22 protein-coding genes are annotated in these 23279 nt (G+C 43.5%); 10 read left to right on the forward strand and 12 right to left on the reverse strand.

Translation table 11 applies throughout. From position 1 onward, the window contains the following. Positions 1 to 115 precede the first annotated feature (115 nt). From AAEZ00_RS00480 to AAEZ00_RS00490, 3 genes are all read left to right on the forward strand, one after another. A complete protein-coding gene (locus tag AAEZ00_RS00480; protein ID WP_124012722.1) occupies positions 116 to 895 on the forward strand; it encodes a VOC family protein in 780 nt (259 codons plus the stop codon). A gap of 94 nt (positions 896 to 989) precedes the next feature. Then, on the forward strand, positions 990 to 1253 hold the full coding sequence (locus AAEZ00_RS00485) for a hypothetical protein (protein ID WP_124012721.1): 264 nt from the start codon (positions 990 to 992) through the stop codon (positions 1251 to 1253). Then, positions 1250 to 1513 carry a hypothetical protein gene (locus AAEZ00_RS00490; protein WP_124012720.1) on the forward strand — a complete coding sequence of 88 codons (264 nt, stop codon included), beginning with the start codon at positions 1250 to 1252 and terminating at the stop codon, positions 1511 to 1513. The genes AAEZ00_RS00485 and AAEZ00_RS00490 overlap by 4 nt, the downstream gene beginning before the upstream one ends. A 159-nt stretch (positions 1514 to 1672) precedes the next feature. On the opposite strand, the gene AAEZ00_RS00495 is transcribed toward AAEZ00_RS00490, so the two are convergent. From AAEZ00_RS00495 to AAEZ00_RS00520, 6 genes are all read right to left on the reverse strand, one after another. Next, the gene (locus AAEZ00_RS00495) at positions 1673 to 4807 is read right to left on the reverse strand and encodes an efflux RND transporter permease subunit (protein WP_351088002.1); all 3135 of its coding nucleotides are present in this window, start codon (positions 4805 to 4807) and stop codon (positions 1673 to 1675) included. 11 nt (positions 4808 to 4818) lie between these two features. Further along, positions 4819 to 6600, reverse strand: a complete 1782-nt coding sequence (locus AAEZ00_RS00500) for an efflux RND transporter periplasmic adaptor subunit (RefSeq protein WP_351077236.1) — start codon at positions 6598 to 6600, stop codon at positions 4819 to 4821. 126 nt (positions 6601 to 6726) lie between these two features. Continuing rightward, positions 6727 to 7425: a heavy metal-binding domain-containing protein gene (locus tag AAEZ00_RS00505; RefSeq protein ID WP_351077239.1), complete on the reverse strand. Its 699-nt coding sequence runs from the start codon at positions 7423 to 7425 to the stop codon at positions 6727 to 6729. Between the two features lie 93 nt (positions 7426 to 7518). Then, positions 7519 to 7968, reverse strand: coding sequence for a hypothetical protein (locus tag AAEZ00_RS00510; RefSeq protein WP_351077242.1), 450 nt, complete (start codon positions 7966 to 7968; stop codon positions 7519 to 7521). 177 nt (positions 7969 to 8145) lie between these two features. Further along, on the reverse strand, positions 8146 to 8904 hold the full coding sequence (locus tag AAEZ00_RS00515) for a PepSY domain-containing protein (RefSeq protein WP_351077245.1): 759 nt from the start codon (positions 8902 to 8904) through the stop codon (positions 8146 to 8148). After that, positions 8904 to 9668, reverse strand: a complete 765-nt coding sequence (locus AAEZ00_RS00520) for a PepSY-associated transmembrane domain-containing protein (protein WP_351077248.1) — start codon at positions 9666 to 9668, stop codon at positions 8904 to 8906. The genes AAEZ00_RS00515 and AAEZ00_RS00520 overlap by 1 nt, the downstream gene beginning before the upstream one ends. A gap of 184 nt (positions 9669 to 9852) precedes the next feature. On the opposite strand from AAEZ00_RS00520, the gene AAEZ00_RS00525 reads away from it, so the two are divergent. From AAEZ00_RS00525 to AAEZ00_RS00535, 3 genes are all read left to right on the forward strand, one after another. Beyond that, complete coding sequence (locus AAEZ00_RS00525; protein ID WP_351088004.1) at positions 9853 to 10299, forward strand: hypothetical protein; 447 nt, start codon at positions 9853 to 9855, stop codon at positions 10297 to 10299. Between the two features lie 114 nt (positions 10300 to 10413). Beyond that, complete coding sequence (locus AAEZ00_RS00530) at positions 10414 to 11010, forward strand: CueP family metal-binding protein (protein WP_351088006.1); 597 nt, start codon at positions 10414 to 10416, stop codon at positions 11008 to 11010. A gap of 397 nt (positions 11011 to 11407) precedes the next feature. After that, positions 11408 to 11971: a NapC/NirT family cytochrome c gene (locus AAEZ00_RS00535; protein ID WP_351088008.1), complete on the forward strand. Its 564-nt coding sequence runs from the start codon at positions 11408 to 11410 to the stop codon at positions 11969 to 11971. Positions 11972 to 12085: 114 nt separating this feature from the next. On the opposite strand, the gene AAEZ00_RS00540 is transcribed toward AAEZ00_RS00535, so the two are convergent. Then, a complete protein-coding gene (locus AAEZ00_RS00540) occupies positions 12086 to 12415 on the reverse strand; it encodes a DUF1145 domain-containing protein (RefSeq protein WP_351088010.1) in 330 nt (109 codons plus the stop codon). Then, positions 12384 to 13001, reverse strand: a complete 618-nt coding sequence (rsmD, locus tag AAEZ00_RS00545) for a 16S rRNA (guanine(966)-N(2))-methyltransferase RsmD (protein ID WP_351088012.1) — start codon at positions 12999 to 13001, stop codon at positions 12384 to 12386. The genes AAEZ00_RS00540 and rsmD overlap by 32 nt, the downstream gene beginning before the upstream one ends. A gap of 180 nt (positions 13002 to 13181) precedes the next feature. Between rsmD and ftsY the strand changes: the two genes are divergently transcribed. The 4 genes from ftsY to rpoH all read left to right on the forward strand — a co-directional run bounded on the left by ftsY (position 13182) and on the right by rpoH (position 17544). After that, positions 13182 to 14801 (forward strand): signal recognition particle-docking protein FtsY, encoded by a 1620-nt coding sequence (gene ftsY / locus AAEZ00_RS00550; RefSeq protein WP_124012711.1) that lies wholly within the window; start codon positions 13182 to 13184, stop codon positions 14799 to 14801. Positions 14802 to 14804: 3 nt separating this feature from the next. Next, positions 14805 to 15494 (forward strand): cell division ATP-binding protein FtsE, encoded by a 690-nt coding sequence (gene ftsE / locus AAEZ00_RS00555; RefSeq protein ID WP_124012710.1) that lies wholly within the window; start codon positions 14805 to 14807, stop codon positions 15492 to 15494. After that, on the forward strand, positions 15491 to 16456 hold the full coding sequence (gene ftsX, locus AAEZ00_RS00560; RefSeq protein WP_124012709.1) for a permease-like cell division protein FtsX: 966 nt from the start codon (positions 15491 to 15493) through the stop codon (positions 16454 to 16456). Before ftsE ends, ftsX begins: the two co-directional genes overlap by 4 nt. Before the next feature lie 230 nt (positions 16457 to 16686). After that, the gene (rpoH, locus tag AAEZ00_RS00565) at positions 16687 to 17544 is read left to right on the forward strand and encodes an RNA polymerase sigma factor RpoH (RefSeq protein WP_101033144.1); all 858 of its coding nucleotides are present in this window, start codon (positions 16687 to 16689) and stop codon (positions 17542 to 17544) included. Between the two features lie 216 nt (positions 17545 to 17760). Here the strand turns inward: rpoH and menE are convergent, their stop codons facing one another. Genes menE through menD form a run of 4 tightly spaced genes read right to left on the reverse strand, consistent with a single transcriptional unit; the run spans position 17761 to position 22935 of the window. Further along, positions 17761 to 19290 carry an o-succinylbenzoate--CoA ligase gene (gene menE / locus AAEZ00_RS00570; protein ID WP_124012708.1) on the reverse strand — a complete coding sequence of 510 codons (1530 nt, stop codon included), beginning with the start codon at positions 19288 to 19290 and terminating at the stop codon, positions 17761 to 17763. Between the two features lie 2 nt (positions 19291 to 19292). Beyond that, complete coding sequence (gene menC / locus AAEZ00_RS00575; RefSeq protein WP_124012707.1) at positions 19293 to 20387, reverse strand: o-succinylbenzoate synthase; 1095 nt, start codon at positions 20385 to 20387, stop codon at positions 19293 to 19295. Positions 20388 to 20389: 2 nt separating this feature from the next. Then, complete coding sequence (gene menH / locus AAEZ00_RS00580) at positions 20390 to 21196, reverse strand: 2-succinyl-6-hydroxy-2,4-cyclohexadiene-1-carboxylate synthase (protein WP_351088014.1); 807 nt, start codon at positions 21194 to 21196, stop codon at positions 20390 to 20392. Then, entirely contained in the window at positions 21196 to 22935 is a 1740-nt protein-coding gene (gene menD, locus AAEZ00_RS00585; protein ID WP_351088016.1) for a 2-succinyl-5-enolpyruvyl-6-hydroxy-3-cyclohexene-1-carboxylic-acid synthase, read from the reverse strand. The genes menH and menD overlap by 1 nt, the downstream gene beginning before the upstream one ends. Between the last annotated feature and the right edge of the window lie 344 nt (positions 22936 to 23279).

Below are 23279 nucleotides of genomic sequence, written 5' to 3' on the forward strand. Positions count from 1 at the left end.
CAAAAAAGCCTTCGTTTGAAGGCTTTTTGCTTTTCTGCTGATATCGATTTAACTTATGAGACACGTTTCATGTTGGCCATATAAAAGCAACTATTTTTTATAGAGGATGATGATAATGCAGGTACAAGAGTATCAACAAGGACAACCTTGCTGGATTGAACTAGCGACTCATGATTGGGCGGCAGGTAAAGCATTTTATCAGGCATTATTTGGCTGGGAAGCCGATGATATGCCCATGCCAGAAGGGCATTATACTATGCTGCAAATAGACGGTGATGATATTGCGGCAATGTACCCAATGCCGGCAGAAATGGAGGCATTACCTACTCATTGGACAATTTATTTTGCGGTCGATGATGTCGATGCTACCTCTATGGCTGTGATTCAAGCTGGAGGTGAGATTATTGCGGGGCCTCATTCTGTCGCAGATGCTGGTCGAATGGCGCTATGCACAGATCCAGAAGGCTGTCGTTTTGCATTGTGGCAAGGCCAAGACCATATTGGCATCAAGCGATCGCAAGAATCAAATACCCTATGTTGGGTTGAGCTTGCTTGTCGTGATACCGCTGGCGCGAAACAGTTTTATAGCCATGTATTAGGCTACCAAACCAAGCTAGCTGACATGGCTGAGTTTGAATACACGCAATTGTATGTCGGCGAGCAAGCCATTGGTGGCATGTTGGAAATGACTGAAGAATGGGGCGATGCTCCTGCGCATTGGATGAATTATTTTGCTGTCGACGATTGCGATGCTTCAGTTGCAAAAGCCAAAAGTCTAGGAGCTACCATCTGTGTGCCTGCGACCGATATTCCTGATGTAGGTCGTTTCTCTGTTCTTACTGATCCACAAGGTGGATTTTTCTCAATTATAACTTTATTGGATCCCACAACATAATCACGGATAATAAAGGTCAGAATTGGAACTTGAAGCAAAAAACTATGTCATTGCGAGTGGCTTTAAAGGATGAATAAAACCCAAGGATGAGTCTATGACCCAAGAAACAACTCAAGCCGCATTAGCACGAATTAACCGCAGTATGCTGATAGTGGCCATTACCGATGTTCCCGGTACATTACTATTTGGCCTAGGACTTTACGGAATATTTGCCGGATTTAACCAAGACTTTTTACCTATGTTAGCCAACCCTGTACTCATCAATATTATGTTGGTTACTGGTGCTGTCATTATGGCATGGGGTATGTTTCGGATGGTAATTCTCGCACGTGAAAAACAAGGGATATTACAACAATGAAGCAGCTGATAATTCAATTAACATTGTTATCGAGTTTAGTGCTGCTAACGGCTTGTAGTGGAACAAATCCAATCCGTATTGGTAAGGCTGGCAATGGGGATGACAATAAAAATGACACTGACTATATGGTGATTAATCTTCCTAGAGCCATTCTGGCAAGCGACCCTTGCAAGTATGGTCACCCAGACGATATTGCCACCTGCCGTAAAAAGCAGCAAGATCAAGTCGATCAGTTAAATGAGTCACTTAAACGTCAATAACCCCCATCTTTTAACCTGAGTAGAGGTTAACTAAATCAAAACCATTTAGTAAGTACCAATAAGATGAGTATAAACGCTCATAAAAATAATCCTCAAGTCACCGAGTGACTTGAGGATTGTTGTTTCTAGGGTGAATGTATTTAGCGTTAACGTTTGTCGTTATTGCTTAGGTAATGTGCGGCCGTAAATAAGCAAGTAAATCGCCGGGATAACAAATAGCGACAATAGCGGCGCTGTTACCATGCCGCCCACCATAGGTGCGGCAATTTTTTGCATGACTTCATTACCCGTACCACTACCCCACATTATCGGCAGTAAACCAAAAAAGATGGTGGCGACTGTCATGGCTTTAGGCCGAATTCGCATTACTGCACCGTCGAGTAATGCGGCGGTTAAATCCGCTTTACTGTGGTAGTTGTCGGCTTGCTTATAGGCCTTAATACTATTATTGAGATAGACCTGCATTACCACGCCAAATTCGGCGGCGACCCCGGCTAGTGCAATCATACCGACCGATACCGCGACTGAAAAATTATAGTCCAGCCCATAGAGCAGCCATGCACTACCCACCAATGAAAAAGGCAAACTTAGCATGATCACAGATGCTTGTATTACTGAGTTGAACGTCATCATCAGTAGCATAAAAATCACCGCAATCATTAATGGGATCACCATTTTCATTTTAGCGTCAACCCGTTGCATGTACTCGTACTGCCCAGCAAAGCTATAGTTGTAGCGCGCAGGTAGAGTAATTTGTTGCTTGAGTGCCTTTTCAGCTTCAATAATATATTCGCCGATAGAAATGTCTTTTAGATCGACAAACACCCATGAGATAAGGCGACCATTTTCACTGGCTAACATAGGGGGGCCATCAATGATTTTGAGTTCGGCTAAATAACTTAACGGTAAGTACTTACCCGTTTTAGTCAGCACAGGTAAATTTCTGAGCTTCTCAATATTGTCACGTAACTCTCGTGGGTAACGAATATTGATGGGATAGCGCTCTTGACCTTGAATCGACTCACCAATAGTCATACCGCCAATGGCTATTTGCACTACATCCTGGATGTCTTTTAAGGTCATGCCATAACGTGCGGCATTTTTAAGATCTGGGGTAATATCAATATAACGGCCGCCGCTACTGCGTTGTGAGAATGCAGATACTGTTCCAGGTAATTTGCTTACTACCGCTTCTATTTCAGCGCCAATCCGTTGCAGTTCCTCAACATTCGATCCCGATATTTTTATGCCAACAGGCGTTCTAACACCGGTAGACAGCATATCGATGCGAGTTTTAATCGGTTGCACCCAAGCATTGGTCATCCCTGGAATACGCACGGTTTGTTGCAGTTCTTCAATAATGCTTTCTAAGGTTACGCCATCACGCCATTCAGTTGTGGGTTTGAGCATAATGGTGGTTTCGAGCATGGTTAGCGGCGCGGGATCGGTCGCGGTCATTGCGCGGCCTACTTTGCCAAATACCCTTTTGACTTCGGGAACGGTTTTTATCAGACGGTCTGTTTGCTGCAATATTTCTGCAGCTTTGCCTGCGCTGACACCGGGCAGGGTGGTCGGCATATAGAGTAGATCACCTTCTTCTAAGGTGGGCATAAACTCTGAGCCCATTTGGCTTAATGGGTAGTAAGCACTGAATAGGACAATAATCGCCAATCCAATGGTGATTTTAGGGAAATGCAGTACCCATTTAAGTAATGGCTGATATATGGCAATTAATACTCGACTGATAGGATTCTTACGTTCATCAGGGATTTTTCCGCGGACAAAATAACCCATTAATACTGGAATTAAAGTGATCGCTAAGATTGCCGATGCGGCCATGGCGAAGGTTTTAGTAAAGGCTAGTGGATGAAATAAACGTCCTTCTTGCGCTTCAAGGGCAAATACCGGCGTAAAGCTTAAGGTGATGATAAGCAAACTGAAGAATAACGCTGGGCCGACCTCAATTGAGGCTTCTTTGACCAGTTGCCAGTGATCTTCTCCCTCAGGAGCCTTACCGTGTTTTTGACGATAATGTTCTAAATGTTTATGGGTGTTTTCGACCATCACAATCGACGCGTCAACCACGGCACCAATGGCAATGGCAATCCCGCCTAAACTCATAATATTGGCATTGACCCCAATGATATTCATGGCGATAAAACTGACTAAAATTGAAATAGGTAAGGTGATAATCGCCACTAAGGTTGAGCGGGCATGCAGTAAAAACAGTAGGCATATGAGTCCGACTACCAACATTTCTTCAAGCACTTTATGGGTAAGGTTATCGACTGAGCGCAAGATTAACTCTGAGCGGTCATAAGTGGTGACTAACTCAACACCATCAGGGAGTCCATTACTGATTTGCTCGAGTTTTTTCTTCACATTATTAATGGTTTCAAGCGCATTTTCACCATAGCGCATCACTACAATACCGCCGACGACTTCGCCTTTACCATCTAGCTCTGCAATGCCGCGCCGCGCTGCCGGGCCGGTTCTTAATTGGGCCACGTCTTTCATTAATACCGGCGTGCCGTTTTCAGACAAAATGCCTAAGGGGATTTCAGCAAAGTCGGCAATGGTTTGGCGATAACCACTTGAGGTGATCATATATTCTGCTTCGGCCATTTCAGTGACCGAGCCACCAGTTGAGCTATTGGAGACATCTAAGGCGTTTTTAATGGTCATTAAATCGATTTGATACAGGGCCAACTTATGCGGGTCGACAACCACTTGATAAGTTTGTTCCATGCCACCAACGGTGGCAACTTCTGATACTCCTGCAACACTTTGTAATTCAAGCTTTAAAAACCAATCTTGTAATGAACGTAATTGGGCTAAATCATACTGTCCGTTGCGATCGACTAAGGCGTATTGGAAAATCCAACCTACACCAGATGCATCTGGCCCAATGCTTGGCGTGACGCCAGCAGGCAGTTGATCTTGGGTTTGTGATAAGTATTCTAATACTCGTGAACGTGCCCAATAAATATCGGTGCCATCTTCAAAAATGACATAGACGAATGAATCGCCAAACATGGAGAACCCGCGAACCGTTTTGGCACCCGGCACGGCAAGCATAGCCGATGACAATGGGTAGGTAATTTGATCTTCAACTAATTGTGGAGCTTGGCCTGGGTATGAGGTTTTAACAATGACTTGTACATCTGATAAGTCAGGTAGCGCATCCAGAGGTGTCATGCGCATGGCTTGATAACCCACTAACGCGATAACGGCCGTGAGTATCAACACCATGACGCGTTGCTTTATTGAAGCACTGATAATTTTTGCTAACATTGGCGTGCTCCTTAGTGCTGGTGAGCATCGGTGGTGGTTGAATCTTGGGTTGAATCTTGGGTGGTTGAATCATTACTCGTTAAACGCTGTAAACTGCCTTGAATACTGGCTTCTGAGTCTAGTAAAAACTGTCCAGATATGACCACTTTGTCATGCTCATTCAGCCCGTCTAAAATTTCGGCCTTACCGTCTGCTATCATGCCAATTTTTACCGGCACTGAAGCAAAGCTAGTATCACTGCGTTGCACCACAATACGGTTCTCGCGGCCAGTAAGAATGAGCGCCTCTGTTGGGACGGTGAGCACATTATCCTTAGGAAGGCCAAATAAGGTGACATCCACTAAGCTGCCAGGTCTGAGCTTGTCGTTAAGATTATTGAGTTTGATCCGTACCTGCATAGCCCGGGTGACGGGATCTAATTCGGGGTAGATATAGTCAATCGTCGAGTCAATATCAAACAGTCCCAGCGCTGCTGCGCTGACAGTGACTTTGCGGCCTTTTTGTAGCCAACTTTGCTCGTTTTCAAATACATCTGCAATGACCCATACACTGTCTAAGTTAACGATTTCAAACAAGGTATCGCCTGGCTGGATATACATACCGGGACGGATCGTTAACTTACTGATAAAGCCATCTTGCTGGGCATAAAAAGGCACTTTAAAAATGGTTTCACCGGTTTTTTCTAAGCGATTAATCACCGTGCTATCGACACCTAATAGTGCTAAGCGTTTACGAGCTTTAAGCAATAAACTACTGCCACGCTCGTTATCTTGTTTAAGGTAGTCTTGTGCTTGGGAATAATCGTCTTGGGCATTGACTAGCTCGGGCGAGTAAAGCTCATATAATAGTTGGCCCTTTTTTATCTCTTGTCCCACGTCATTCACCTTAAGCGTTTCTATCCATCCGGTTGCACGAGTATGCACATGGCCAATAGCATTTTCGTTATATTGCACTGTGCCTATGGTATTTACTTGGCTAGATAAACTGGTTCTTTCAACCACCTGACTTCGCATCCCCAGTGCCTGTTGCATACCGCCAGACACGCCAACCACAATTTCTTTGCTGGCATCGGTCACCGTCACTTTCTCAAGGTTCATGCCGCAAATAGGGCAGGTGCCAGGCGCATCGGACACCACATGCGAATGCATTGGGCAGACATATTTTACATTAGTGCTGTCCTTGTTATTTGCCGTGGGCAGTAATGCGGGCTTAGGTTGTTCAAATACCTTGTCTGCTTGGCTTTTGTTTGTCTGACTGACACTTTTCATGTTAGCCATTGATGGTTGCACCCCGCTAGGCTCAGCACTGCCGATTTTCTGGGTGGCATCGGCCACCGTCACTTTCTCAAGGTTCATGCCGCAAATAGGGCAGGTGCTAGGCGCATCGGACACCACATGCGAATGCATTGGGCAGACATACTTTACCTTAGCGTTGTCCTTGTTATTTGCCGTGGGCAGTAATGCGGACTTAGGTTGCTCAAACACCTTGTCTGCTTGGCTTTTGTTTGTCTGACTGACACTTTTGATGTTAGCCATTGGATGTTGAGTGTCGTCAACGCTGGACTCATCTTGATCCTCTTTGACGACGAGAAACATATTACAGATGGGACAACTTCCCTCTTTATCACTGATCACTTCAGGGTGCATCGGGCAAGTATAGGTTTTGCTGGCTTGCGACTGATGCTGGGCATGATCGTGCTCTGCGCCATAAGCGACTGGTGATGTGAGCGCTGCGGGGATCATTACCCAAACAATCGCGCCTAATAGCACACTAGAAAATGGGAATTTCTTCATAACAACCTCGATATTCACCATGATAGCCATGATGAAAACGCTAAAAACAATAATATTGAATGTGCTCGATGCACAGAAGGATCAATTGATCTTGCCTGCTAGGCTTTGTTCTATTGCAATAGCACTTTACATGTTAGCCATTGAATGTTGAATGTCGTCAGCGCTGGACTCTTGTTGCTCATCTTTGACGACTAAAAACATATTACAGATGGAACAACGTCCCTCTTTATCGCTGGTTTCTTCTGGGTGCATCGGGCAAGTATAGGTTTTACTGACCGCTGAATGATGTTGGCTGTCGTCAGCGGTAAATTCGTCTTGCTCATCTTTGACGACTAAAAACATATTACAGATGGGACAACGTCCCTCTTTATCGCTGGTTTCTTGAGGGTGCATCGGGCAAGTATAGGTTTTACTGACCGCTGAATGATGTTGGCTGTCGTTAGTGATGGACTCTTGTTGCTCATCTTTGACGACTAAAAACATATTGCAGATGGAACAACGTCCCTCTTTATCGCTGGTCTCTTGAGGGTGCATCGGGCAAGTATAGGTTTTACTGGCCGCTGCTGAATGATGTTGGCTGTCGTCAACGATAGACTCTTGTTGCTCATCTTTGACGACCAAAAACATATTGCAGATGGGGCAACGTCCCTCTTTATCGCTGGTTTCTTGAGGGTGCATCGGGCAAGTATAGGTTTTACTGGTCGCTGACTGATGTTGGGCATGATCGTGCTCTGCGCCATAAACCACTGGTGATGTCAGAGCGACGGGGAGCATAACGGCAATCAACGCGCCTAACAGCACACTAGAAAAGGAGAATTTTTTCATAACAACCTCGATATTCATGATAATAATCATGATAATAAATACTAAAAAATAATTATATTGGATGTGCTCAATGCACAAAAATCATCAATTGAATTAAGCGATAGGTGGGCGAAACGCGGGAGGGAAAGCGATTGAAACACGGTTAACAACCATGGTAATTGATGTCGAATGGATTGGGGTGCTGGCCATCGGCAATTGAATGTCAATAAGGTTAGCTACCAGTGAAATGGTCAAACAATGATGGCAATCAAGACTGCAAAAGCCCGAACCATCACAACAGCTGGTTTGCGGTGCCGATGCGCTAATGGGGTCATTCACATCATTGACCATATTATCATGACAGTTTTTCGTTGCCTTTTGAGGCATTGCGGCTGTGGTGTTGGTTGCCCGGTCGGTTTTTACCGACATGCTCTGCTGAGCAAGATCATCGTGAGCATGCCTATCTGAAGGCGCAGTCTGTTGAGCCATTTTTGCATGGGCCATTGGCACCATAAAACTGTCATTAGTCAGCAACCCCTGTCCGACAAGTGCCAGCAAAGTCATTGCAATGATCCAATAGTTTGACAGCGTTGCTCTCATTTAACCTTAACCAAGTCGTTTGTAGGGTCTAATTTAACAGACCTTTATATCAGTAAAAATATTTCAAGCAATCATACCCATTTTATTTAACATAATGGTAGCGCTTTATAGTCGGTATCGTGTGATACACATTCCATTTCATTAATTTAGCGTGGTTTCACGTTTAGACAATGCTGATTTTGGTTTCCACTTAGGCCGGTATTTGTGGCGCTTCAACATGTCGATTACCCAAATAAATCCGCTAAAGGTTAACCATAAGGTGATAAACGCAAAGATCTTAATAGGAATATTATTAAAACCGCCTTCATTAAAGTAATCCATAAAGTGGAGCATAAAAAACACTTCGGCTAAACGTTTGTGCTCATCACTGTGACCGACAAGTCGGCCCGATTGGGCTTCAATATAAACGCTGGTGGCAATGTCATCGGCAAAGTTTATCTGCCAAGTGTCATTTTGCTGTTTAGGAAAGTCGTCCAATGGCGGGATCAGTAGATGTGTCGAACTGATTTGAGCCTCGCCAGAATAGGATTCTTTGGCCAGTCGTTGCGCAAATTCGACGTCAATCAATACCGGTTTACCCTGATAAGCATTAATCAAGGTGTAGTCATGGCGAAGATGTTTATATAAGCCTTTTTCATGGGTTAATAAGTAGTAAGGTTTATCTAATAAAGTAATCAAGTTGAGTGACACGCTTGGTTTAAAGGCACCTAAAACCATTTTAGGTTCAACCAAACGATGAGTGTCTACCGCCACCACGGCGTGAGCATCGCTTCGGTAACTAAGGCCTTGGGCTTTATTGTGATCCATAAGATTAAAATACAGCCCGCTGATTAACCAAAGCAGTAATTGAATGCCCACAATGACCGATGCCCATTTATGCAGTTTTCTGATCCAAAACATTAGGCTGCTCCACTGTGATTGCGTTTTTTAAATATATTTTTACGCTTACTATACATGGGCTTACGTTTGCTTTTGCGCCCAAATACCCTGAAGTAAGTTAATACTAGCCCGCTAATAGTGGCGAATGTCGATAACAATGCTATCCAAAATAACAACAGGTTATCGACCTCTTCAGCATCGCCATAATCCATCACATGAAAGCGAAACATCCAGTCAAATATCCGCCAAAAGGCATGACGTTTACCGACGATAAGTCCACTGTCGGCAGAGATATAAATTGATGGTGCGGAGAAATGCTCGAAATTAATCCGCCAAGCGGGTAAATGTCGATCACTCAGCTCAAAAGGTGGATTGTCGGTCAGTAAGCTCACCTCATCGATAGGCTCATTACCTGCGTAATAATATTGGGCTAATGCAATGGCCGTCGTTTGATTTAGTGGCGATAAACGCTCACCGGTTTGTGCGCTTAATAATACCTGCTGAGTCGCTGTTTGGCTTGGGATTGAAAAACGGTATACGTCTTGCTCCATCAGCTTACCCACACTGATTTGCTCAGCATGAGGGTAAGTCTGTAACAGTTGTGCCAACGAGTACTGCAGTTTATCGGGATTGATTTTTATCTGAGGGTTAGTTATTAGCGGATCCCCATGGATATAGTCAATATGCATAAACACCATGTATGCCCCCGTCACTGGCCAAATAACAAACTGCAGTCCGAGTAATAGCATCAGCCATTTATGAACTGTTCTTGCGGTTTTATGCATTAAAATGAGCCTTATTATTGTTATTATTAGTTTGTTTGTAACCTTGTTTACGAGGGAACCAATGGCGATAAATGGCCATCAAAATGTTATTAACTGTTAAGTGACTCATAGTTTTAAGCAATTTATCTTAGTCACGAGTGAGGTCAATGATAGGCTAAAGGTCATTATCCACTCGGTTGAATTCATGAAACTAACCACAACATTGCTGGTAGTGTTTGCCCTCATCTTACAAGGATTAACGTCCTCAAGTATGGCGATGAATAGTACACTTGCTTGTCATGAAAACAGCCAAGTCTCCATGTCGACGGCAAAACAGTTATCGACTCACATGGGCCATGCTTCAACATCTGATGAAACCGGCGCCGGTACCTGCAATTGCCATGATAACGAAGCATTTATAGCAGATTCAATGCCGTTATCTCAGCAATCCACGGTTCAAGCTATTTCTCCATGTGAACCGTCAGATAAACACAATTGCGACAAATGCAGCCATTGTGATATTTGGCATAGCGCGCCCTGTGCATTGATGCCGATAGGATTTACTTTCGATAAACTCGCGATGGAGTTTACCCCAACTCCACTGCTTAATTTTACCTCCGTAATGTTAATTGATCAGTCCCCACCGCCTTAATCGTTTATTCCAAAAAACACCGTATTTCACAATCAACACAGCTCTTTTTTTGGGAGGATGCTGAGTGTATTTCAACACTCAATGTCCCGAACTATGACGTATAAAGGTACTATTATGTTTAAAAAATTATTGATCAGCAGCTTCATCATGCTTGGTGCTAGCACCCTTGTTCAAGCACAAGAGCCTATGGACGCACAATATTTTGAACAATTAAACTATAAAGAAGCAGTATTAACCGCAAATTCATTATATAGAAATGATCAAGGTATTGTTGTTAAAGTGCTACCCAATAAGATCACGGCTTCATTTGCTAATGGCAGTTCTGCATCGGTTGCTATTCCACAAGATCAATTTTTCTTATCTATTGCCCCTTTCTTAAGTCAAACTCACCCGTGCACCAACCATGTTCCAACGGGATGTACTGGTGAATTGGTCGGCGAAAAAATGCATATGTCGGCTATTGATGTCGCCACCGGAGAGGAAATTCTCAATCAAATGGTCACCACTCAACCCGACGGGTTTATTGATTTTTGGGTCCCTAGGGATCGCAAGTTAGCGTTCACTTTTCATCATGGTGACAAAAATGGCGTATACCGTGAAGCTAAAGAAGTCATATCAACGGATGAAAACAGCCGCACTTGCATTACCAGTATGAAGTTATTGGCTAAAAATGATCAGCCTGCAACGGAGTCAAAACACAGTCATCATTAAGCATTAGCGCTAAAGGTTAATGGAGCCAAAGGCTGTATGTAATTGCAGCCTTTGGCACATAAACCTAAAACCAGCATTTTTTGTCATGATCAGCTTAGGATATAGGCTGGTGTTACTGACAAGATAATTTTTACCATTACATTTGAGGCACGTTTAGCTATCAAGTTACAGTCATTGCATTTGATCCACTTTCTAGCAAGTAAGTTCCTACAGGGATCAATCGGCTCCTTTTTTGATGCAGCACAAACTAAAGTAGCGATCTAGCTCGCATTTTCGATATATTTTCGATAAGCAATCATCAAAATAGCGACTAAAATCAATTTTCTAATTTCTAAAAATCCTAAACTAGACAAATAAATATTAGAATTCCATTTTTTGCTATTACGGAGATTGAACAATGAACTGGCGTGCACTATTTAAACCAAGCGCGAAGTACTCAATTATTGCCCTTATTGTGGTGGGTGTAGTTGTTGGGGTAGTCGGCTATTTTGCAACACAACAGACTTTGCATGCGACAAGTAGTGATGCTTTTTGTATGACATGTCACCGAGACCATTCGTTAAGAGATGAAGTTATGGCGTCAGCTCATGGTGGCGGTAGTGCGGGTGTTACCGTGCAATGTCAAGATTGTCACTTACCTCATGGACCGTTTGATTATTTGTTGAAGAAAATCGTTGTGTCTGCAGATGTGATTGGTTTAATGACCATCGATGGTTTTATGACTCAAGAATGGTTAGATGAGAACCGTAAAGAACAAGCGGATCTTGCCTTAGAATACTTCCGCAGTAATGATTCTGCTAACTGTCAGCATTGCCACACTCGTATTTATGAAGATCAACCCGATACGATGAAGAAAATGGCCGTAAGAATGCACAGTATGAACTTTAAAAAAGCACCTGAATCTAGAAAGACCTGTGTCGATTGTCATAAAGGCGTCGCGCATCCTTACCCTAAAAGCTAGTTTTAGTTTTTAGGCCAAAAAACCCACTCATCGAAGTGGGTTTTTTTATCACTGTCTTTTAGGGATTACCTTTTAGGGATTGCCTTTTACGAATTGTCTGGTAGAGATGATCTGTTAAAGATTGCCTGTTGTGGCCGGCTCTGTAGGGGAGAGTAAGCCGAAAACACCCCAGCATAGGATGGCCCTATATTGGTGGCGAAACCTTAAGGGTTTACGCGCTAACACAAGCAAAAGTAGCAAGATGTGCATTAGTGCAGTGATGCTTGCCACGGCCAGCAGCAGTGCCGTCGCGCCCGGGTCAAAAGGGATGACACAGCTATAGGTAAATAAGATCCACATCGATAATGTGGTGGTTTTACCGATTAAGACGATATCTGTGATCAAGCGGTTTTGTTTTATTATGAAACCTTGATTAATCTTGGACACTTTCATTGGCCTCTGCATTAAGTGATCCAGCTTGTTGATATTGATACAAGCGGTAGCATACTTGTCCAGCAAATTTTTCTTTTAAGGGGATCCAATTAGCTGGGACATTACAGGTTGTTAACTCTGATTCTGTTTCAACATAAATTAACGCATGATTATTTAACCAATGATGTGCCGCCAATAGCTCAATGGTCTTAATGGCTAATGCTTTGCGAAAAGGGGGATCGATAAAAACCACATCAAATCCTTCAGTCGAGCCTTGTGCAAGGACTTGTAAGCTGTCAGCATTAATCACTTCAGCGTTATGACACTGCAGCGTAGCGAGGTTTTGCTTAAGTTGGTTGGCCGCATTTTTTTGCAGTTCAATCATTTTGGCAAAGCTGGCGTAACGCGATAATGCTTCAAGGCATAATGCACCACTGCCAGCAAAACAATCGAGCACTCTGGCACCACGAATATCGGTTGCAAGCCAATTAAATAAGGTCTCGCGTACGCGATCAGTTGTTGGGCGTAAACCTTCAAGATCATGGATCGGTAACTTACGAGATCGCCATTGACCTGAAATAATCCGCACCTGACCGCTGCTGGTATTTTTTTTAGCCATCTCATCCTCGTGATTTTGCCTGAACAAAGAAAAAAGAAAGTGGTAGACTATGCCACAATCTGAACCGTCGTTATTTTATATCAAACTTGTGATTAAATGTGAGTATTGATCATTTTACTGGTGAGAGATGCAACAAACGGTTTCAACTGAATTTTTAAGCATATAAAACTGGTAGCAAACATGGCAAAGAAAGGTTTTTTTTCCTGGTTTCGTAAAGATAAGCCCGCCCCTGAAGTTGAAGAACAACACGTTGATGCGGAGCATGACGTTGCAACAGAGGCTAAAGATCAAACCCAACAAGCTGAGCCGCAAAAGCAAGCGGATGACGTTGCGCGCTTAGAAGCCGAGCGTCTTGAAAATGAACGTGCAGAACAAGCCCGTGTCGATGTCGAGCATATTGCAGCGGAAACGTTAGCCGCTGAAGTATTAGTCGCACAACAGCTGGCAGCAGAGCAACAAGCTCAAGTGGTAGAACTTGCTCGCATTGAAGCGGAACGTCTTGCGGCAGAACAATTAACAGCCGAAAAGCTGGCAGCAGAGCAACAAGTTCAAGCGGCAGAGCTTGCTCGCATTGAAGCGGAACGTCTTGCGGCAGAACAATTAGCCGCCGAAAAGCTGGCAGCAGAGCAACAAGCTCAAGCGGCAGAACTTGCTCGTATTGAAGCGGAACGTTTTGCGGCAGAACAATTAACAGCCGAAAAGCTGGCAACAGAGCAACAAGCTCAAGCGACAGAACTTGCTCGCATTGAAGCGGATCGTCTTGCGACAGAACAATTAGCAGCAGAGCAACTGCAGTTAGCCGAACAACATATCCCCACAGCGTCAATCGCATTAGAAGAGCAAGAGGAACCTCAAGCTAAGCCTAAGAAAGAAGGCATGTTTGCGCGTTTAAAACGCGGTTTAATGCGCACTAGCGAGAATGTTGGATCGGGCTTTGTTGGCTTATTTCGCGGTAAAAAAATTAATGATGACTTATTTGAAGAACTCGAAGAACAATTATTAATTGCCGATGTGGGCGTAGAAACCACCACTAAATTAATTAAAAGCCTGACCGAGCATGCCTCGCGCAAACAACTTAAAGATGCGGAAGCGCTTTATGATTTAATGCGGGAAGAAATGCAAAAAATACTCGATCCGGTTGCAGTGCCTTTGGTCCCAGAAAATCCCAACGGTCCGTTTGTTATTTTAATGATCGGAGTGAACGGTGTTGGTAAAACAACCACTATTGGTAAGCTGGCTAAACAGTATCAAAGCCAAGGTAAATCTGTCATGTTAGCTGCGGGCGATACCTTTCGCGCGGCGGCTGTTGAACAGTTACAAGTGTGGGGGCAGCGCAATAATATTCCGGTAGTGGCACAGCATACCGGCGCTGATAGTGCTTCAGTCATATTTGATGCCTTACAAGCCGCTAAAGCGCGTAAAGTCGACGTATTAATCGCCGATACCGCGGGGCGTTTACAAAACAAAAGTCACTTAATGGAAGAGTTGAAGAAGGTCGTGCGTGTCATGAAAAAACTCGACCCAGATTCCCCCCATGAAGTCATGTTAACCTTAGATGCCAGCACGGGTCAGAATGCCATTAGCCAAGCACAGTTGTTTAAAGAAGCCGTTGGCGTGACGGGTATTACCATCAGTAAATTAGATGGTACTGCTAAAGGCGGGGTCATTTTTGCGATCGCCGATAAGTTTACTATTCCGATCCGTCATATCGGTGTCGGTGAGCAAATTGATGATTTGCGTACCTTTAACGCCAATGACTTTATTGAAGCATTATTTAGCCAGGATAAAACGGACCAATAATTTATGATCCAATTTGAGAAGGTCAGTAAAATCTATGCTGGTGGTCAAAAGGCCCTCATGGATGTCAATTTTCATCTTCGACAAGGTGAAATGGCCTTTTTAACCGGCCATTCAGGTGCCGGTAAAAGTACCTTGCTCAAACTCATTACCGTAATTGAACGTGCCACGGCAGGTAAGGTGTCCATTAATGGGCATAACATTGCCAATGTGGGACCTAAACATGTGCCATATTTACGCCGTAATATTGGGGTGATCTTCCAGAACCATCATTTGCTGATGGATAAAACCGTATTTGACAATGTTGCCTTACCGTTAGTGATTGAAGGCTTCACCCATGGCGAAATTCGTAAACGGGTGGCTGGCGCACTCGACATGGTGGGTTTATATGGCAAAGAACGTCATTTGCCGATAATGCTTTCTGGTGGTGAACAGCAACGTGTGGGTATTGCCCGCGCCATTGTTAACAAACCACCATTATTATTGGCTGATGAACCGACAGGTAACTTAGACCCTAAATTATCGATGGATATTTTACGTTTATTTGAGGCCTTTAATGACTCGGGGACCAGTGTCCTCATTGCCACCCACGACTTAGGCCTTATTGCGCGAATGAAGTATCGTACTTTTACTCTGCGTCAAGGACGCATGCTCGGTGGAGAAAGCTCTGCCTCTGAAGGGGAGTACATACGATGAGTAAAAAACCGAATATTACTCAAAGTAAATTACCCTTAAGTGGCCGTATTGTGATGTTTTTTATTCGTCATGTGCAGCAAGGCACCTCGAGTATGGGTGAACTTTGGCGTAATCCAGTGTCATCAATTATGACCATGGCAGTATTGGGCGTGAGTTTAAGTTTACCGGCCGCATTACAGGTGCTGGTTAAAAATGCTGAAAACATCACCCAGTCTTGGAACAGTGCTGCTGAAATTTCGTTATTCATTAATAAAGGCCGCAGTGAGCAATCTATTCAAAGTTTATTGTCGCGTATTAAAGTCTTCCGAGAAGTTGAATCCGTGACGTATATTAGTCGTGAGCAAGCATTAGAAGAGTTTCAGCGTTTATCAGGTTTTGGTGAGGCACTTGCATACTTAGATGAGAACCCTTTACCTGCAGTGGTTACCGTAACCCCTTCGGTTAAATACTCGAGTCCGGCAGGGGCGCGTGAGCTACTGGTAAAATTAGAGCGCGAACCAGAAGTCAGCTTTGGTCGTTTAGATATTGAATGGTTAGAGCGTTTGCAAGCATTGCTTAAATTACTTGAGAAAACCGTGCTGGCGATTGCCGCCTTGCTGATCCTCGCGGTGGTATTAGTGATTGGCAACACTATTCGTCTTGCGATTATGAACCGTCGAGCTGAAATTGAAGTGATGAAGTTAGTGGGCGCGACGGAAGCCTTTATTCAACGTCCTTTTTTGTATACCGGGATTTGGTATGGCGTTATAGGTGGCATTTTGGCTTGGCTAATTATCAACCTGTTAGTGTGGTATATCGATAGTGCCTTAGCCGAATTATTGGGTTTATATGGCAGTGAATTAACCATTGAGTCGTTAACATTTTTAGAATTAATTAAACTGGTGTTACTGGCATCATTTTTAGGCTGGTTGGGTTCGTATTTATCTGTGCGTCAGCACTTACGTAGCATTGAACCGTCATAATAGCCGGCGTATAATAATGCTTAATCCCAATAATGAACGTTTGTTCACTTGCATTGTGATTACCTAGCGGTAAAAATGTTCATCCAGTAGAACCTTATTTGACATATGATGTCGTATAGTTGATAGTTCATCAGCTAAATAGGGTGAGCATTCTTGTGTTGTGAACCAAGAAGCTTCACTTATCGTATTAAGATAGCTGAAATATATTTTTGAATGTAGTAGGAGAGCGAATGACTGATCAAACGCAATCAATGGCGCTGACTGTTCCACACAGCACTAGCAGTCTAGAGGCGTACATCCAGTCTGTGACCAGCATTAACATGTTGGACGCGGATACAGAGTATGGCATCGCCAAGCGTTTACAAGAAAACGGCGATCTACACGCTGCAAAACAATTAATTATGTCGCATCTTCGTTTTGTTGTGCATGTTGCGAAAGGCTACTCTGGATACGGTTTACCACAGGCAGACCTTATTCAAGAAGGTAATATTGGCTTGATGAAAGCGGTTAAACGCTTCGATCCTGATGTTGGTGTTCGCTTGGTCTCCTTTGCGGTACATTGGATTAAAGCTGAAATTCATGAATACGTACTGAAAAACTGGCGTATCGTGAAAGTCGCGACCACAAAAGCACAGCGTAAATTATTCTTTAATATCCGGAAGTCTAAAAAGCGTTTAGGTTGGTTTAGTGACGCTGAAGTGACTATGGTCGCGGAGAATCTGGGTGTATCTAAAGCTGACGTGACTGAGATGGAGTCTCGCATGGCAGCACAAGATCCGGCTTTTGATTTAGCCAGTGACAGTGACGACGACCATCAAGATTTTGCCCCAGCATTATTCTTAGAAGATCATTCTTCAGATGTGGCATCGCAGGTTGAAAATGCCAATTGGGAAGCCGATTCTCAAACACGTTTATTATCAGCAATCAAAACCTTAGATGAACGTAGTCAGCATATATTACGTGCGCGTTGGTTAGATGATCATAAAGTGACTTTGCAAGAACTGGCATCGACTTACCAAGTCTCTGCGGAACGTATTCGGCAGTTAGAAAAGAATGCTATGAACAAACTTAAATCGTGTATAGCGTAAGATCTAGCCTATTCGATTTTGATAAATTAAAACCTGCAACGGCAGGTTTTTTTATGACTAAAAAGTGACGTTTTGTTTGCGAAGCTTTATCTGTGTCAATTAAATCTACTCCAATCTACTCTAATCTAATCCAATCTAATCTAATTTAATTTAGTCTATTCAAAAGTGACCGATGCAAGGGTTGTTCAATCGTCGCTGAGCAATCAATAACCCCATTTATTGCGCTTTTTTTGAAGCGGCTATCTGAGTTAGAATCGCGCTAATAATACTTTTTCTTGGCACTTTTAAACCACCAGAGATAACCTCTTTTGGCCACATAAAAAACTGTCTAGGCCGCTTGAAGCGTGCCAGCGTTGACTCAACTAACTGACTCAGCTGTAAATTAATGGCGTCTATATCAATCGCTTCAACTTCAATGTTTTTAGCATCAAAGGCTGCAATATGCCCTGCATCAACGCCATGACTGTTGTCTACTGCACAATAATCAATAATGGCGGCAGGTAAGTGGCCAAACGTTGCATCGTCTATCGGAAATACAATGGCTTGGGCAACATTAGGATGGCTTAATAACACCGCCTCAAGTTGTTCTGGATGAATATTTTCACCACCACAAATAAACATGTTATCTACTCGACCTAAAATACTCAGCTGACCCTCGGAATCTAATTGGCCCTTATCATGGGTACAAAACCACCCTTGCTCATCTACGGGAAGTGTTAAGCCATTTTCGGTTAAATAGCCTAAAAATAAACAGTCACCTTTAACCCAAATCACTCCCTCTTTTAGGCTAAGCTGTCTTGACGGTAAAGGGCGACCATGATGGCCGGATAAATTCGCTTTAGCTGTGGTGATTTGCGAGCTCATCTCTGTCATACCATAGCTGGTGTAAGCGTTAATGTGCAGGTGTTGTAATTCCTCAATCAGTGCAGACTCTATGACCCCGCCGCCTAACAGTAACGCGGAAATATGGCTAAATGCTTCAGGTTGTTGCTGCAGTATCTGTATTGCTTGGGTGGGCACTAATGACACATGGGTAATAGAACTGCCTCGCAGCTGTTCGGCCAGTGACTGTGAAGGATTTCGCAATACAATGCAGGCGCCCGCGAGGGTACAACGATGAATAATGGCTAACCCACCAATATGAAACAGTGGTAACGATAATAGCCAAGCATCGGTTGTTGTTAAAGGGATCGAGGTTGCGGCCCCTTTGGCGCTGCTCACATGGTTAATTAAACAATGCATTGCGGCTTTGGGTGTACCACTTGAGCCTGAGGTGAGAATAATGTTTGAAGCTTGATGCGCTGGTATCTTTGTAACACTGCTGGCTGCTTGAGGTACATTCTGAGGTAAATCAATATCGAGCCAATGGTTAATCTTAATGGTCGTTTTTTTGCTTGGGGTATCGGTCCAGAGCCATTGAAGAGCAAAGCGTTTGATAAGCTGATTAATCTGTACATCGGCAAATCGAGGCGACAGAGGTAAAAATATCCATCCCGCATCAACGCAAGCCCAATATAGGCAAATCATTTCAATATTATTATGTGATACACAAGCCACAATGTCGCCATGCTTGACGCCTTGAGATTGCAGCTGTTGCACTACATGGCGGACTAAACCACTTAAGCGAGCATAGTTTATTCGAGAATTAACATGAGAATTGGTGCTGGTGTTTACGCCATCATGCGAGGTCTCAATCGCAATGGCATCTGGGGTTGTTAATGCTGCTTGATGCAAAGGTGACATCATTATTAACCTACCTTGTTCGGATCACGTGTTGGGCCAATATGAGTGAGTTGCTGTAATACCTGATGGTTTAGTTGTGGCGATAAGCCTGAGGTTGCTAACAGTACTGGCTGAGTAAAGGCGCTTAATGTATCAAGGCCTGGCGATTCATCAGGGGTTAATGCTTGGCTTACTAAGCGTAAGTCGTTAATGCCCATATCAGCTTCTAAGCTTGAGCTTAATATACAACGCACTCCCTCGAGATGAGCTCGGCTGATCATACTTTGCAATTTTTCCAGCGAACCCAATAACATAGGTTTGATGATTAAGGCCCCCAAACCGGGTTGCTGTAAGGCTAAATCGAGATCAAATTGAGGCAAGTTGAGTGATTCATCTAACGCGTAGTTAATGCCTAGTTGGCGGTATATTTGCGGATTATCATTTGGGTTAATGCAGGGTTCTTCAATGTATTCAATTTTGTGTTTTGGTAAACACGCTAAAAAATCGATAGCCTGTTCAAGGCTAAAACCACGATTGGCATCTAAACGTAATGTGACATGTGGTGCAATGGCCAGTACTTGATAAATAAATTGGATCTCGCTTGCCATGCTAGTCTGAGCGACTTTAATTTTAACACTGTTTATGCTGGCTTGTGTCAGTAGCTTTTGGGTGATAATGGCTGTCGACATACCATCATAAAGTAACGGCACCACTGCTGATTGAATCGGTGTATTTTCGATAATAATAGGCAGGCAATGGGTTGATTTTGCATGCAATAAGCTTAATGAGAATGCCAATGATGGCAGCGATATCTGCTGGGCAATGGCATTTAATACCACTAAGGGTTGATCTATCAAAGAGGGTAATATCTGCTGCAGTTTTGATTTCACTTCATCAAGCGATTCTTGGCTAAACCCCGTTATCATCTGGCTATCAATGTCCAAGCCTGACAATGGCGCTATTTCAGCCCAAGCCGTTTGTTGATTATTAAGTTGGATATCAAGTACTAATCCTTTGCGAAAATCAATTCGTTGTATACCCACGGGTAAGCTCGGATTGAGTTCAATTTGATATTGATACAGGGTGCAACTGGTTATCGTTAAGTCGTCTGATGATGACATTGTTACTCCTTTGAACCCATTAGCGGATCTAAGCACAATAACGTCAGTAGGGTATCGATAAACAATTGAGGATGCAGGCTGTGAATATTATGTCCTGCAGCATGTAATGGGTGTAATTGTAAATTGACTGAACCTGCAAGTGCCGCCTGCCAATCTATAGCCACTTGAGCAAACTTTTTATCATCAACACCATATATAAAATGGCATGGGCAGTTGAGCCGCTCAAGTACATTTCGACAGTCTTGTTGCAAGCTCAGTGAGGTTGTCATGTAACAATTGGCTAAGCGTTGCGGATCGTTAATACGGCGTATTGAAATAAGTTGCTGCTTTTGATGTTCGCTCAAGTCGCTAAATACCGCTTGCTGGTACCAAAGTGCCAGAAAATCCGCTAGGGCTAAATGCTGGAGTTTGTTAGCCCAGAGGCGATCGCTTTTAGCTCGGGAGGCTTGTTGCTGAGCATCTTGTAACCCAGGATGGGCTGATTCGAGTGTTAAACTCAGTAGCGAATCGGCAAAATCAGCTGCAATATGCAGCGCTATCCGACCCCCAAGAGAGTAGCCCAACAAATGAAACTGTTGATAACCCATGCGGTGCATTTTACTGACAATCAGCTCTGCAGCTTGGTGTAAACCCGGTGAGGTTAAGGTGTCTTCGTTACCGCCATGCCCAGGTAAATCAATACAAATACAATGGAAATATTGGCTTAAACGGGGCATTAAAATAGACCAGTCGTCTTTACTGCCAAGGAAGCCATGTAGCATTAACAATGCAGGTAAGTGTGGTTGGCCAAAACGACTGATTATAACCATTAATGTTGTTTCACCCATTGGCTGATTTGAGCGATTTGATCGCTGGCTTGAGTAGGGCTGACATTGATTTCAATGACTGAGGCACAATTGAACTCAAAGGCTTCTTGATAAGCTTGATTAAACGATTCAATGTCATCGGCTTGCCGATAGGCCAAACCAAACATAGCCGCACCATAGCCAAACTCTACACCATGGCTTAACCGATAAAAGTCATTGCGAAGTTCCTCATTGGGTACGGGCAATAAATTAAAGATATTACCGCCATCATTATTGATAATAACCAGCACAAATGGATGGGTCATTTGTGTTAACAGTGCCAGTGAATTTAAATCATGTAAACAGGATAAGTCGCCCATAACCAGAGTGGTCGGTGCATTTTTGTCTGCGGCAACGCCACAAGCTGTTGCAATTAACCCATCGATGCCAGAGGCGCCACGGTTGGTATAAATGGCTGGTGTGTTGGTCGCAATTGGCGCATACATATCGTAGAGCCTGATAGGTAAACTATTACCGATAAACAGTATATGTTGATCCGTTTGAGCCAATGCAATGGCGCGTACGACTTGCGCTTCACCAAAGGTTTTATTGTCGATCTGTTGTTTAAACAGTGATTCCAATGATTCATTTAGCGGTAATAATTGTAATGCCCAGTTGGCTTGTGATGATCGCGGCCAAGGTAATTGGCATACCGCTTGAACGCTTGCCTGGTAAAATTCTTTAGATTGATGGGTCGGATCTAAACGATCGCCGTATTGACCCACATGCCAGTAGCTATGCCAAGTTTGCTGGGCAATATATTGAGTTAAACGTTTGGAAACAAAACGGCCACCAAAGACGAGTATCCGCTCAGCTTGTTCAAGTTTTTTGTTGGCTTTAGGGTTTAATAACAGTTGGTCAACGTGGCCTATTACCCCAGGATGTTGACGTAACTGTGATTGTGCATCGACTAAAACCGGCCAGCCTAATTTTTGCGCTAACGCGACGATTTGCTGTGGATTATCTTCAGGGGCTAAGGTGCCAACCACTATCACGCCCTTACCATGAACAAAGCGCATTAAGGTGTCTGTTGTCGGTAAGTCTGCACTCGTTAGTCGAGCATAACGAGTTAATGGCTTAGTGTTTTCAAACCATTGGTTTAATGGCGCAAGATACGTTGATGTTATAATACTAGCCGTTTTCTTTACATGGGCTAATGTCACCAATTCTGCTGGGTATAGAGGCTCGCGGTACATGCAGTTTATATGCACAGGTTGATGCTGGTTCGCTACCGCATGATCAATTGTACTTAATAATGCATTAGCCGGATAACCAAGATCAGGCGTTGGTAAGTTAACTTGTTTGGCGTATTGAGCAAATATAGCCGGCTGAATAATGGCTTGATTGGCGCCGCAATCAATCAGCTCAGGCGGTCTGTCGCCAGACAAAATAATCAGTGGTACATGGGTTAACCATGCCTCAACAATCGCTGGATAAAGATTGGCCACTGCGGTACCTGAGGTGGTTATGATAGCGACAGGGGCATTGCTGGCCTTTGCCAGTCCAAGTGCCATAAAACCTAAGCCTCGTTCGTCAAAATGAATGTGACGCGTAAGCTTGGTTTGACTAGCAGCAGCCAATGTTAGCGGAGTTGAGCGAGAACCTGGCGCCATACAGACATGCTTAACCCCTAAGCGTGCAAGTTCTTCCAAGATCAATTGACCCCATAACAAATTCATATCGGCGCTGGTCTGTTGTTGCATATTGGCTCATATCAAAGATAAATAAACAAATATTAGTGTAACGTCAAGTTCGCTATATATCTAAGATTTAGCGCAAATTTTTATCGGAAATCTGCGAAATAAAGCTTGTGGTTATAAGCAAGCAACTGCGGTATTCATGCTTGTATTATTTTTGTTGCGATAAGGTTGCTTAGATGATTTTGATAAGGTATCAAAACAATAAAAACAACAATAATAAGAACAATAATAACAATAATAAAAATAACGACAAAATCCTTCAGAAGATGGCTTCCGCTGTATTATTTACAGAGAGTCGATAAATTGCCCCATCGCCCCAAGGGAGTGAGTGAACGGCTCGATGCTAT

This window comes from Shewanella sp. S1-49-MNA-CIBAN-0167, assembly GCF_040310145.1.
Classification (GTDB): Bacteria; Pseudomonadota; Gammaproteobacteria; order Enterobacterales; family Shewanellaceae; genus Shewanella; species Shewanella psychromarinicola.